Origin of the sequence: Nostoc sphaeroides, from assembly GCF_003443655.1 — a bacterium.
GTDB lineage: Bacteria > Cyanobacteriota > Cyanobacteriia > Cyanobacteriales > Nostocaceae > Nostoc > Nostoc sphaeroides.
Window position 1 is genome coordinate 2859153 of the sequence record NZ_CP031941.1, and the last position, 12783, is coordinate 2871935.

Annotated in this window: 10 protein-coding genes and 1 pseudogene; 3 read left to right on the forward strand and 8 right to left on the reverse strand. The window is 43.5% G+C overall.

All coding sequences use genetic code 11. From position 1 onward, the window contains the following. The first annotated feature begins 23 nt into the window (after positions 1-23). Complete coding sequence (locus D1367_RS12685) at positions 24-218, forward strand: hypothetical protein (protein ID WP_118166779.1); 195 nt, start codon at positions 24-26, stop codon at positions 216-218. 174 nt (positions 219-392) lie between these two features. On the opposite strand, the gene D1367_RS12690 is transcribed toward D1367_RS12685, so the two are convergent. The 6 genes and pseudogenes from D1367_RS12690 to D1367_RS12715 all read right to left on the reverse strand — a co-directional run bounded on the left by D1367_RS12690 (position 393) and on the right by D1367_RS12715 (position 8892). Next, a complete protein-coding gene (locus D1367_RS12690; RefSeq protein WP_118166780.1) occupies positions 393-2993 on the reverse strand; it encodes a chloride channel protein in 2601 nt (866 codons plus the stop codon). A gap of 413 nt (positions 2994-3406) precedes the next feature. Then, positions 3407-3676 carry a hypothetical protein gene (locus tag D1367_RS33310; protein WP_118171386.1) on the reverse strand — a complete coding sequence of 90 codons (270 nt, stop codon included), beginning with the start codon at positions 3674-3676 and terminating at the stop codon, positions 3407-3409. 45 nt (positions 3677-3721) lie between these two features. Further along, positions 3722-5033, reverse strand: a pseudogene (locus D1367_RS12700) (TldD/PmbA family protein). 496 nt (positions 5034-5529) lie between these two features. Then, complete coding sequence (locus D1367_RS12705; RefSeq protein WP_118166781.1) at positions 5530-6390, reverse strand: Tab2/Atab2 family RNA-binding protein; 861 nt, start codon at positions 6388-6390, stop codon at positions 5530-5532. Positions 6391-6947: 557 nt separating this feature from the next. Further along, complete coding sequence (locus D1367_RS12710) at positions 6948-7595, reverse strand: HAD-IA family hydrolase (RefSeq protein WP_118166782.1); 648 nt, start codon at positions 7593-7595, stop codon at positions 6948-6950. A 103-nt stretch (positions 7596-7698) separates the two neighbouring features. Beyond that, on the reverse strand, positions 7699-8892 hold the full coding sequence (locus D1367_RS12715; RefSeq protein WP_118166783.1) for an NAD(P)/FAD-dependent oxidoreductase: 1194 nt from the start codon (positions 8890-8892) through the stop codon (positions 7699-7701). Positions 8893-9091: 199 nt separating this feature from the next. Between D1367_RS12715 and D1367_RS12720 the strand changes: the two genes are divergently transcribed. Next, on the forward strand, positions 9092-9715 hold the full coding sequence (locus tag D1367_RS12720) for a 4Fe-4S single cluster domain-containing protein (RefSeq protein WP_118166784.1): 624 nt from the start codon (positions 9092-9094) through the stop codon (positions 9713-9715). Between the two features lie 682 nt (positions 9716-10397). After that, positions 10398-11414 carry a FecCD family ABC transporter permease gene (locus D1367_RS12725; RefSeq protein ID WP_118171389.1) on the forward strand — a complete coding sequence of 339 codons (1017 nt, stop codon included), beginning with the start codon at positions 10398-10400 and terminating at the stop codon, positions 11412-11414. Positions 11415-11558: 144 nt separating this feature from the next. Here the strand turns inward: D1367_RS12725 and D1367_RS30775 are convergent, their stop codons facing one another. Together D1367_RS30775 and D1367_RS12735 are read right to left on the reverse strand one after the other, a co-directional pair. Further along, positions 11559-11753: a hypothetical protein gene (locus D1367_RS30775; RefSeq protein ID WP_118166785.1), complete on the reverse strand. Its 195-nt coding sequence runs from the start codon at positions 11751-11753 to the stop codon at positions 11559-11561. 172 nt (positions 11754-11925) lie between these two features. Beyond that, complete coding sequence (locus tag D1367_RS12735; RefSeq protein WP_118166786.1) at positions 11926-12249, reverse strand: DMT family transporter; 324 nt, start codon at positions 12247-12249, stop codon at positions 11926-11928. Positions 12250-12783: the final 534 nt, after the last annotated feature.

The window sequence follows — 12783 nt, forward strand, 5'->3', positions numbered from 1 at the left end:
TGTATAAATTTAATTGGTGAAAAATGGAAGATTCAGTGTTTGTTATATTCCTTGGCTTTGGGTGTATTTGGATTTTAATGGGAGTTGTAGGTTGGATTGCGTTTTTAAAATCTGAGGGTGAGGAAATTAAGTTTGGTAAGTGGGGACTTATAGTTGCTATTCCAATTTTAATACCAATAGTTGTTTCTCTTATTATTGGTATATTGTATAAAAAATGAACAATTAAGTAAAACGGCGGAAATAATTAAAGGTTTGTAGGCGTAGGTTGGGTTGAGGAACGAAACCCAACATTTTCACGGCTTTGTTGGGTAACACTAAAGTTCAACCCAACCTACAAACTTGATTACAATAATTTTACATTACTTCACAGAGTTCGATTTATTCGCACCGACTTACTTGTTAATTGCACCCCTAACCAAAATCACTGTACTTTCTACACCAGAGGCGATCGCTTCTGGAATATTACCTTGAATCGCCTGCTGCAACAATCCCTCTTGCGATGCTCCCAAAACGACAACATCGTAACCTTCGGTTTTTACTAGGTTAATCACACCTTCGGCGACTGAATTAGCTTGGACAGGGAGAGCAACTACACTACTGGACAACTTGCGCCGCCGCATCAAATGGCGGATGGCTTGTTCTGAAACTGACATATCTGGCTTGAGTTCAGATGGCTTAAACACCTGTGTCAGTCCAATTTTCGGATCATTTCCCAATGTAATTAAAGCCGGTAGCAATTTAATCGCCAGTGGGGAATTGGGGCCACCAGCCATCGGAACTAGCCAGCGATTGAAAGATTGCTCAATAGTGCCTAATTTTACTAACACTACTTCGCAGGTGGCTTGGCGAATTACGGTATCTACAACGTTACCAAAAATCCGACCAGGGGTAGATGTAGTACCTTTCCATCCCATTAAAATTAAATCGATATTTTGTTCGTTGATTGTCTCCAAAATTGCCTGCGCTACATCGTGGGTAACTCGGATCTGCGTGTGCAAGGGAATTTGCCACTTTTTTGCTAAGACTTCCGCCTGTCGTAGCAAGCGGCGACTTTTTGCCGTCCTTACCTGTGTTTCTGATGGGGAACTGTGGCGGGGAATCAGCATTATTTGCACGCAATCTATTTCATAATGGCGATCGCGGGCAATAGCTGCTGCCATTTTTAATAAAATACCTGCTGTTTCGGGATTCGCTACTGGCACTAATAATCTACCATTGCCGGTGCTGGGCGATCGCGTTTGGTAAACTATATATGAAGGTTCCGGTCGTAGTTTCGGAGTCCGGTTATCACAATTGAGATGATCTGCTTCCGCCCGGATAATATCTGCACGAGTAATAATCCCGATCAGTTTTCGTCCATCCACCACAGGTAAGCGACTGATTTGATAGCGATCGAGTAAATACAGCACATTGCTCAGGGTGTGGATTGGTGTTACTGTCATCGGGACAGGCGTCATAATTTCTTTTAAGAAAATGTCATTGGCTAAATTGCGATCGCGTATTTTCAGCAAATCTGATTGCGTCACAATCCCTACTAACTTGTTATCTTCTACCACAGGGAAACCGCGATGATGAGAACGAGCAAAAGACTGCATTGCTTCTTCCAAGCTCATCTCTGCATCTAGAGTTTCTACCCGTTCTTGCATTACATCTTTTGCAGTTAACTTGGTTAATGCTCCTTCCATAGGAGCTTCTTTAGTGAGAGTGATGCCTTTTAATTCCAAAAGTTTCTCATAAAGCGAACCAGGTACTACCTTATCCGCAACTAAATAAGCTGCTACAGAAACAATCATCAAAGGTAGCACCAGATTGAAATCTGTAGTCATCTCAAACACAATCACAATTGCTGTGATTGGCACTTTAGAAACGGCGCTAAAAAATCCCCCCATACCCGCTAGCGCGTAAGTAGTAGGAGAACCAGATCCTGTGATGTATAACTCAGATACACCGATAATGTGTCCTAAACAAGAACCCAAAATCAGACTCGGAGCGAATAACCCCCCCGGCGCTCCTGAACCAAATGCTATAAGTGTGAGAATGAATTGGGCTGCAAAGGCGATCGCTGCTACGGTAGGTTGAGAACCTCCAGTAATTAAAGACTCCCGCAATCCCGTATTATCACGAAAGGATGGGGGGAGCATGGACACAACAACACCGGAGATAAATCCAGCCAAAGCTACCCGCAACGGTAAGCTGATATGTAATTTTCGATAAAATTTAATACTAAATATTAAACCGCGATTAAACAATGCACCCAATAAGCCTGCCAAAATACCCAAAAGCACGAAAAAGGGAATTTCTGGGATAGAGAATTGGCTAGAAGATTGCGTCAATTGCAGATTTAAGTCAAGAGAGCCACCACCTAAAAGTCGGGATATCACCCCACCAATAAAGGAGGCGATAATTGCAGTTCCCAGAGTCAATCCTGATAAATCCTGGAGTAACTCTTCAACGATAAATAATACACCTGCGATCGGGGCATTAAAAGCAGCTGCCAAACCAGCACCCGCACCAGCTGCAATCATTTGTCGCCGATGATCTGGAGAAGTTGGAACCCAGCGACTCATCCCTGCTGCCAAACCTGCCCCGACTTGAACAGTGGGGCCTTGTCGTCCTAGAGTCATACCCGAACCGATGGCGATGATAGCACTGAGTAATTTTATACCTGCCACGCGCCAAGATAATGTCATCGGTACATTGGCAAGACTGGCTTTTACTTGCGGAATACCGCTACCAGAAGCCTCTGGTGCTAATCTATCCACCAACCATCCAGCCACAAACCCCAAGACAAGACCAATTATCGGTAGTATCAGCCAAGCCGGTAAAAGGTGGGTAGTATGGACTCGCCATGTCCCCAGCCATCCCGATCCTACTTTGAGAAACACCGCAGATAGAGCAGCAACCAGACCGATAATACAAGCTTCGGCGATCGCTAAACCTCTTCTAGGCTGCCACCAGGTGCGAAAGCGCGGATTTAGAACAGGAAGAGACATGATTTTTGGGGATTAGGGGATTGGGCAGGGGGCACACTTCGGCTCATTGGTGTCAACAAAAGCCTAGAAATAGCTTAACTATCAATACTGCGTAGGTTTTGGCTAAAAAATAAAAATGTGTAGGTTGGGTTGAGGAACGAAACCCAACATTTCCAGGGCTTTGTTGGGTAACACTAAAGTTCAACCCAACCTACAAATCTTCAAAACCTATGCAGTATTGGCTTAACTATTCCCTGACTCGCCCGCCTAGAACTAAAGTTCTTTGGCTTTTAGCTAAAGTCTACTAAAGTAGACTAAAGATTTTTCGGATTATTTAGTCATCTTTAGATGACTTAAGCTATTAGCAAGGAACTTCAGTTCCTTGCGGGACATGGCTTTTACGTTAAGTTGACACTTATGCACTTTGGCTGCGCTCAGTGGGCAGGGGGCAGGAGGAAGGGGGAATAGCGTATGAGTCTTTGAACTCCGTTAATGAGTCTTTGAACTCCGTTAATGAGTCTTTGAACTCCATTAATGAGTCTTTGAACTCCATTAACGAGGCTTTGAACTCCATTAACGAGGCTTTGAACTCCATTAATGAGTCTTTGATACTCGTTAATGAGTCTTTGAACTCCATTAATGAGTCTTTGAACTCCGTTAATGAGTCTTTGAACTCCATTAATGAGTCTTTGATACTCGTTAATGAGTCTTTGAACTCCATTCTTTTACCTCAATGCCCAATGCCCAATTCAATTACTTCTCCCCGTAGTGGATAGCCCTTCTACTATTAGAGATGGAGTATAACAAGAACCATTCCAATCAGCATCATTACCCAGTGTAACCAATTGCTTGAGGGCACTGTAGATATTACCTGCAACCATCGTATCCTTAACGCGCCCAATTACCTGGCCATTTTGGACACGGTAGCCTAAATCAACGTTGATTGAAAAATCTCCAGAAATACTGCTGTCACCACCCAGCATTTGATCGACAATTAAGCCATTATCGAGTTCTTGAATTAAGTCTGGTAAAGATGAAGAACCTGGCTGGATCAGAAAATTAAATAAACCAGGAGTGGGATAGCTACCTAAACCAGGGCGAAAACCATTTCCAGTGGTGTGAATACCCAGTTGGCCTCCCGTGGTGCGATCGCCATAAAAATGCTGTAAAATTCCGTTTTGGATAAATACTAAAAATTGAGTAGGAGTGCCTTCATCATCAAAAGGACAACTGTAAGGGCCGGCTTCTGGATCTTGGTAGAGGGTGAGACTGGGTGCTATTACCAGATTACCCAGGCGTTCTGCCCAAGGCGAAGCTACTTCTAAGACTCGCTTGCCATTCAAAGCTTCTTGCACAGTGCCCCAAAGCATATCAGCGGCTTTAGAAGTGAACAAAACCGGGACGCGTCCAGTAGGAGGTGAGACATTTTCTCTAGCCCAAATTAACCGTTGTAAAATTTGGTTAGCTAATATTTCGGGATTGAGTTCGCCCCGCTTAGTTTGGCCATCGGCAACACTTAAAAAATCATCACCGCGTACCCATTCGGCTGATATAGCAGTTGAGGGTAGTATCAGTGTAGTAACAATCTAAACCTTTAGTGTTAACTATCCTAGTAGTTTCAACATCACATTCCCAGTCACCATTGCAAACAACATCGGGATAGGCATCGCGGATGAGTGCGATCGCTTCTTTGCCCCAGTCTACCAAAACCTCTACCGGCACACCTTCGCCTAAATCTGGGTAAGAGGGCCCAGAGTTAGAGCCTAATTCTACTGTTTCTGGTTGATTCAGTTGACTTAGAGCTAGAGCTTTTTCCACCATGACTTCGGCTAGGACAGAACCGTAAGCCACCGTCAGTCCCGGACGGCCGTTTCGCCAAAGTCGTAGTGCAGTGCCTTCAGATTGGTTGGTTTCTAGCTGTTTGAGTCGGTTTGCCTCAAAAAACACTGGACGAGAAAGCGATCGCGACTGATACACCTCAGCAGCTTCTGCTCCAGATTTAATAGCTAGTTCCAGCAGCTGTTCTGCTAGTGTATCTTGTGACAAATTTTCAGAACCCATGAGCCTTAGTGCAATTGTGGATTTTGAACCGTATATCAACGCTGTCTGTTGAAAGTGCGATCGTCAAAAACCGACGATTAAACTTTCTCCGTGATAAACGCAGATAACCATCCAAAAATCATCAGCGTTTCTTACAGTTACGATTTGGAACCACAGATCAACACTGATGGACGCAGTTAATTATCCCAAATCATTGCCATGTCTCAACTAGTCATTGGTCATTGGTCATTAGTCATTGGTCATTAGTCATTGGTCATTGGTCATTGGTCATTAGGGACTTCCAAGTAAAAAAATATTCCATTGCTATTGTTCACTGTTGACCGTTGACGGTTCACGAGTTTTCAGTCAACAGTCAACAGTCAACAGTCAACAGTCAACGACTTGAATGTGGAATAATTTATTTTTTGGAGTTCCCTTAGTTATTCATTCTCCCCCTGCTCCCCCTGCTCCCTCATCTCCCTCATCTCCCCCTGCCCCCCTGCCCCCCTGCCAATTTTCAAAGATTCACCTCTTGCAACAGCCAAAAACCAGCAAAAGCTTCTGCCTTCGGATCAGACTGTACACCGATAAAATGCACTCCGTTAGCTTTTTGCTTGGCTTCTTCAAAACCTTTGGCTTCTGCTAAAAGTTGAGGTTTTTTGATATTTGCCACAATCCAGCTTTCAGTTACACCAGTTTCTAAAAGCAATCTCGCCTCAACGCTAGTATCAAATCTTAAGAAAGCCAAATCCAAACCAGACATCCAGCCTGCCAAGGGCAACGCTCTCGGTGAGAAAATTAAAATCCCAGGAATACGCGTTTCGGGTGAAACTTTCGCCAACTCTAGGGGGAAAGCTTCACCAAAGCCAATTTCCCACTCTGGCATTTCTGCTAAATCCGCAGCATCTAAGGTAACAAATACCCACTGCTGTCCTTCCAAAGCATCTGGTAAACGTTGCGGCAAGGGTTTTTCCAAGCGGACTGAGGGATTAGCCCCCCCTTGATATCCTGCCTCTTGAGGATACACTTCCTCCATGCGCTGTTCTAACCATTGGTTGAGAACCAAAGCGCGGCGGCTAGGCTGGGCGGGAATGCCCAAGTCTTGGCAGGCTTTAGTAATCATATTGTTCATTTGGCGGCGGAAAAAGCGGATTTTAATTGGTGCTTTTCCAGCTTGGTTAATAGCTTCCTGCAATGCTGTCCGCAACCAGCCCGAATTTACCTGGGTACTGGGACAATATTGAGCATAGCGAAACAAAGAATCTACTTTTGTACTGATATCCAACGGGCTTTCGCAGACTAAGACTTCCCAAATTTTTTTCTGATTATCGTCCAAAATCGGACGGGAGTAAAAATCGATTTCCCAAATACTGCCCATGTTTTGCGGTAAAAATCTGGCTGTTATGTTTTCTTGATATGTTGATCATACGAGTCTTAGGGCAGCAGGGGAATAAGGGAGTGGGCAGAGGGCAGGGGGAACATAGGAAGTTTTTGGAGTAATAGGTTTGGCGATCGCTCCTGGAGTGTCAATTTGGAGAAAATCTACGCAACGCTTGCCTACTATCTGCATAATCGTATTGAAATAAGTAGTCGGACAAAAATATTTACAGTCATTGCGAGCGTTCGCGTTAGCGTCTCGAAGAGAAGCGAAGCAATCCCAGCCCTTGCGATTGCTTCATTCCGCTTCGCTCCATTCGCAATGACATTGTGTAATTAATTCTGTCTGACTACTTAGATGCTTATTGGTTACAGACAACCGCAAAAGTATGCCCGAACATCTAGTAGTCTGTCAAGAAATAGTTAACGGATAAATTCCTTGTAGAGACGGCGATTTATCGCGTCTCCCTAACTCATTCAGCCAAGAATTCCACGGCTTGAAGTAAAAACGAGTAACAGAGAAGTTTTTATAGGCGTGGCAGTATCAAAGAATCTTCCTCATTTTCCACGATTGATCCAAACGCCTCTGAGTCCAGCTGCTTTAGCCCCGTGGTAGTCTTCTACAATGCTATCGCCAATATGCCATGCTCCCTCTGGGGAACATTTATGTTTATCTAAGGCAATGGCAAAAATTTGAGGATCGGGTTTAGCTGCACGTACCTGGGTAGAAATGGTGATGGAGGTAAAAAACTCTCTCAATCCCAAACTTTGCAATACTGAGTAAATCCGAGAATCAAAATTGGACAGCACCCCCAAAGTAACTCCCAACCGCCGCCAGTTGATTAAAGCTGGTAAAACATCGGGATAGACAAACCACGGTTCGCCGGTGCCAAAGTGGATGTAAAGTTCGCTAAAAAAAGCCGAAAAGTCAGAAAATTCCTTGAGAACACCTGCACTTTCAAAAGTGTTTAGGGCAATTATCCGCCACCAATCAAACTCGCGCTGAGGAATATCTTGCAGTTCTGCATCTGGAAACATCGGCGGTGGTGCTGCTTTAAAACTTTTGATGAAGGCTGTATTCAATGTTTCGGCTGAAACTGTAACGCCAAATTCCTGGGCTATCTGACTATAAACTTCACCCACACTACCTTTGACATCGAAGAGTGTACCCACAGCATCTAAAAAAATAACTTTCGGTTGTTCCATCAAAGTTTGATTGAATTGGGGAGTGGGGACTGGGGATTGGGGATTGGGGACTGGGGAGGAGTCACAAATGACAAATGACAAATGACAAATGACAAACCTTAAGTTACTGAGAAAGTGTTTCTATGATTGGACGAACTAGCCAATTAAAACCAACTTTGAGTTGATGGTCTAAAGTTGGCAATCTATATAAATAGGCAATCCGCCGGGCGACGGATGCCAAGCGGCCATCTAGTTTAATTCCCAAACCCGTAAGAGTGGCGTTGTCTATGCCTAGTGCCATCATTTCTCCTAACTGTTGGTAGCGGAAGGGAAGCAGGGGGCGATTCGTTAAACTTGCCCAGATATTCCAAGCAGTATAATCAGCTTGTTGGAAAGCGGCTTGTGCAGTAGCGGGGACTTGCTGTCCTTCAATATCATGACAGTCTGCTAAATCTCCCAAGGCAAAGATTTCTGGATGATCGAGGACTTGCAGATTAGATGTAGTACTGATTTGACCACGCTGGTTTTGCTTGAGGGCAAGAGATTTCACTACAGGTGCAACCCTAGTTCCCACAGTCCAAATTACCAAATCCACGGGAATTGTGTCTAACTGGTTTTTGTACTCTAGGGAGATGGAATTTTGCTCTATTGATTCTACTTTCGTTTCTAAATCAATAAACACCCCACGGGCTTCTAAAGCTTTTTTTGCTGCTTCCCGGTTAAACTCTGGGGAGGTTCGCAAGATTTGATCGGCAATTTCAACGATCCGAAAGCGTCCTCTTTCACCTAGTCTGTCGGCTAACTTACAGGCTAACTCTACACCACTGTAGCCAGCCCCAATAATTGCCACCCGAATTTTATCAGCATCCGATTCTTCTAAAAATCGCAGGCGTTCTTCCAAACGATAGACATCAGAGATTGTGCGGAATGGGTAAGCGTAGGATGTAGCACCAGGCACTAAATCTAGCGGTGTCTCACCTCCTAGTGCTAGTACTAAGCGATCGTAAGGGATTTCTGGGCCTTCATGTATATTTACCAGTTTCTGGTCGATGTCAATTCCAGACACAACCCCTTGATAAAAACGCACCCCAGTGCCTTGTAAAAGTTCTTCAAAGGGTGGGGCAATTTCCCAGGTTTGCAGTTCGCCAGTGAGTAATTCGTAAAGTAAAGGGGAGAATAGGAAGCGATCGCTTTGATCTACCAGAACAATTTCGGGTTTTTGTGGAGATTCCCAAGGTAACTGGCTTAAGCGCAAGGCTGTGTACAGACCACCAAAGCCTCCACCAAGGATACAAATTCTAGAAGTTTGTTGAGTCATCTATTCTATGCTATGGAACAATCAATATTAATTAGGTAACTAACTTAAGTCTAGTAAGTTAAAGCGGACTTTTCCAAACCCCCAAAGGTTTTTGAGAGATTAGTCATCAATTAAATCCCTAGTTATATAACCATTGTCACGGTTATATAAGTGGAGATTCGCTATATTTAACAGTTAACGGTTAAAAGGAGTTAAAGAGATGGAAATTAAGCCAACTGACCCATCGCTAGCACTCATGGAAATTCCCCCAGGCTATCTCAATATTATGGGTTACGTTGATCAGTCAGAAGTTAATGGCCCTGGTTGTCGTGCAGTCGTCTGGGTACAAGGTTGTCTTCGTGAGTGTCCTGGCTGCTTTAATACTAACTCCTGGTCTTTTGAGGCTAACCAATTGATTGCTGTTGATACCCTTGCCGATAATATTCTCAGCAATCCCCGCAACACGGGTGTAACGTTCTCTGGTGGAGAACCCTTTTGGCAAGCAACTGCACTAGCGTCTTTAGCTCGGAAGGTAAAAGCTGCTGGATTAAATGTAATGTCTTTTACTGGGTTCACTCTTAAGCAATTACAGTCTCAATCTGCACCGCCAGGTTCTCAAGAATTGTTAGAACAACTTGATATTTTGATTGATGGGCCTTTTGTACAATCTCTGGCAATTAATTCTCCCAACTCTCCAGTTTCTTCTAGCAATCAACGGGTTCGGGTGTTAAATCCGGCTTTCCAAGACCAGATTAGCTGGGCTAGCGACCAGATAGAAATCCACATTCTCAAGGATGGTGGACGCATTGTCACTGGCTATCAAGGTGGGCTGGAGTTGACGTAGTGGGGCATGGGGCATGGGGAGTTAAAACTTGAAAGTTCAACCTTCTAAGGCTCGACGTTGACCTTCTAAGGCTCAACTTTGACCTTCCCGGTTCCCTCATCAAAGAGAAGCTTAAATACAGCTTTCTTTGGGACGGATTATATAGCGGTTCTCGAATGGAAGCAATACACTTTGACCTCACTTCCATTCCTCTCTCCTAAAAGGCTACGGTGTACACACAAGTCGGAAATAGCTGAAAAACCCAAGGTTTTACCCCACCCTAACCCTCCCCGATGTATTGGCTATGGTGTACACACAAGTCTGAAATAGTAGTCTGTCAAGGAATAATTGACGAGTGTATTCTTTGTAGAGACGGCGATTTATCGCGTCTGTGTAACGTGCCAGTTTTTTAGACGCGATAAATCGCGTCTCTACATGAGGGCTTTTTGACAAACCCCTTGCGTATTGGGGTAAAACTGGATCTGACTTGTGTGTACACCGTAGCCTTATAAAGGGGAGGGAACTAGATTTCTTGTTTCCCCCCAATATATCGGAGGATTAAGGGGGGTAATTACAGTAGCTCCTAAAAGGAGAGAGGCTTTGAATCTTACTCCTCAACGCTAGTAGGGAAGGGGTTGCGGGTTAGGTCTATATTGCACTCAACTGAGAAGGGCTATAGTTATTGAAAATACTAGACCGGAATTTGACTAAACCATTTCAGACAATTTTCACTGAACACAGAGTACTTTGGGCTGTTTTACTCCTGAGTGCAGCACTAGTGGTAACGCTAGCGCTGTCGCTTTCTCAAGGAGCAGTACCTTTAAGTATGTCGGAACTTTGGCAAGCCATTCTCCGCGAAGGCGATCCGGTTAAACAGACAATTCTCTGGGATTTGCGTCTCCCACGCATTATAGCTGCTCTGATTGTCGGCGCAGCTTTGGGAATGTCAGGAGCATTACTGCAAGGAATGTTACGCAATAGTCTTGCTGATCCATTTATTTTGGGGATTTCAGCAGGTGCAGGATTAATTGTAATTCTGATGATTGTGTGGCAAATATTCCCGATCGCAATTCCTTTAGCGGCGTGGATGGGAGCTATTTTAACTTCTGCGATCGTTATTTTACTCGGTCGTGCAGGGTCGGGAATTTCAGTTGAGCGGTTGATTTTAGGCGGAGTGGCGGTGAGTTCTTTATTAGGTGCTGTACAAAGTACATTGCTGCTTTTAGCTGAAGATGGCCAAATTCAAATTGCGTTAAGTTGGCTGGTTGGTAGCCTTAATGGACGGGGTTGGCAAGAAATTGCGACAGCTGGCCCTTACATCATCGTTGCATTGATCGGGGGATGCTTGCTGGCGCGATCGGTAAATGTGTTGGCTTTGGGGGATGATTTGGCTGTGGGTTTGGGGGTTTCGTTGACGCGATCGCGCCTGTTAATTGGTGGTGTCGCCACTTTATTAGCCGCAGGTGCAGTCAGCATCAGTGGCTTGATTGGATTTGTTGGTCTTGTTGTCCCTCACGGTGTCCGCCTCATCGTTGGTACAGATCATCGCTTTGTTTTACCACTTTCCGCCCTTGCAGGTGCATGGTTACTTACTTTTGCAGATTTACTCTCTAGATTAGGAGCAGTAGAACTACCAGTAGGTTCCGTCACTGCGTTGCTGGGTTCACCGCTATTTATCTGGTTACTTTACCGTCGTTCTGCTGGGTTTAATAAATTTTGAGCTGATTAATTTGGGTTCAAGCAAAAATTATTTTCTGGATTAAGTTGATACTATTAACTAATGTTCTTTACGCCTCAGCGGAGAAAATAGCTGCAAATTTAGCTCCATGACTTTGATAGTATTTGCTAAAGTATTAAAAGTTAATTAATTGTCAGCTATATTTACTGAGTGATTTTGCTCTGTTCGCAAAACAATGAAAATTGCTGGTGTATTCACTACAACAGCAACAAGCAGAATGATCAGTTTTGGTTTATTGATCTCCTCTATTTTAACATGGACGGCGCTTTCTCTACGAGAGGCTTCTGCCAACGCCAACGCGTTGGCAGAAGCCTGGGACAAGTCGGCTCCGTATCTACGTTAAAAAATTGACTTGGATAACAGAGTTTTAGCCTTAAACCAAGCGTATTTAACTATAGCTAAAAAGTTTCCAATTACTTAACTTTCACTTAATGTATAAAGTTTTTAAGTGGGATGTTTTGCTAAACTTGATGATATATAATCCGCCTAATTCCTATCCCCCACTTGCATTTATGCCAATTACTCCCATGATTATTAAGGCGATGGAAATAAGCTTAATAAGTGTGGCAGATTCACGAAACCAGATAATACCAATAATAGCAATTAAGACAGTTCCTAATCCAGCCCAGACAGAATAAGCTACGCTCACCTCAAGTTTCTTGAGAGCAAGGGTCAAAAAAGTAAAACAAAATCCATAAAAGACAACTATTAATATAGAAGGGCCTATTTTAGTAAATCCTTGCGATAACTTCATGCAAGTTGTGCCTGAAACTTCAAAAATGATTGCGGCGATAAGGTAAATCCAACTTGTTGACATATCTGTTATCAGCAGTTTGTGAGGAATCTTTTATTATCTTATCTCTGTGAAATTAAAAAAATACAACAGGCCGCAATACTGTTCGGTTAAGCCTAAAAAATAACTCCAATGTAGGTTGGGTTGAGGAACGAAACCCAACCTTTTTAGGGGTTTGTTGGGTAAGACTAAAGTTCAACCCAACCTACAAATTTTCTTAACCGAGCAGTATTGCAACAGGCCGAATTATTATCATTATTCGTGTTAATCTACTAAACATTTGTAGGATAAGCTACGCCTTGGAAGCTTTAAGCGCACAGGCGTGGTAACACTTATGCCGACGTTTTAAATAGAATTGCTATATTTCAAGTCTGCTTTTGTCGAACTTACCGAACCCTAATAATTCAGTTTACCGTACATTTCTATAGTAACTAATTTATAAAAGCAAAATCTAAAAAAAGTTGGGTAAACCGTACAGACATAAGTTGGATTTACCGTATCAAACAAAAAAAACGATGAAGTCAGAAAGGCCCTCTTAGACGATTACCTATTTATTAG

Excerpts from the sequence above, each read along its gene's own strand:
- D1367_RS12735 (WP_118166786.1), bottom strand. The coding sequence starts at position 12,249 with ATGTCAACAAGTTGGATTTACCTTATCGCCGCAATCATTTTTGAAGTT.
- D1367_RS12705 (WP_118166781.1), bottom strand. The coding sequence starts at position 6,390 with ATGGGCAGTATTTGGGAAATCGATTTTTACTCCCGTCCGATTTTGGAC.
- D1367_RS12715 (WP_118166783.1), bottom strand. The coding sequence starts at position 8,892 with ATGACTCAACAAACTTCTAGAATTTGTATCCTTGGTGGAGGCTTTGGT.
- D1367_RS12720 (WP_118166784.1), top strand. The coding sequence starts at position 9,092 with ATGGAAATTAAGCCAACTGACCCATCGCTAGCACTCATGGAAATTCCC.
- D1367_RS12710 (WP_118166782.1), bottom strand. The coding sequence starts at position 7,595 with ATGGAACAACCGAAAGTTATTTTTTTAGATGCTGTGGGTACACTCTTC.
- D1367_RS12690 (WP_118166780.1), bottom strand. The coding sequence starts at position 2,993 with ATGTCTCTTCCTGTTCTAAATCCGCGCTTTCGCACCTGGTGGCAGCCT.
- D1367_RS12685 (WP_118166779.1), top strand. The coding sequence starts at position 24 with ATGGAAGATTCAGTGTTTGTTATATTCCTTGGCTTTGGGTGTATTTGG.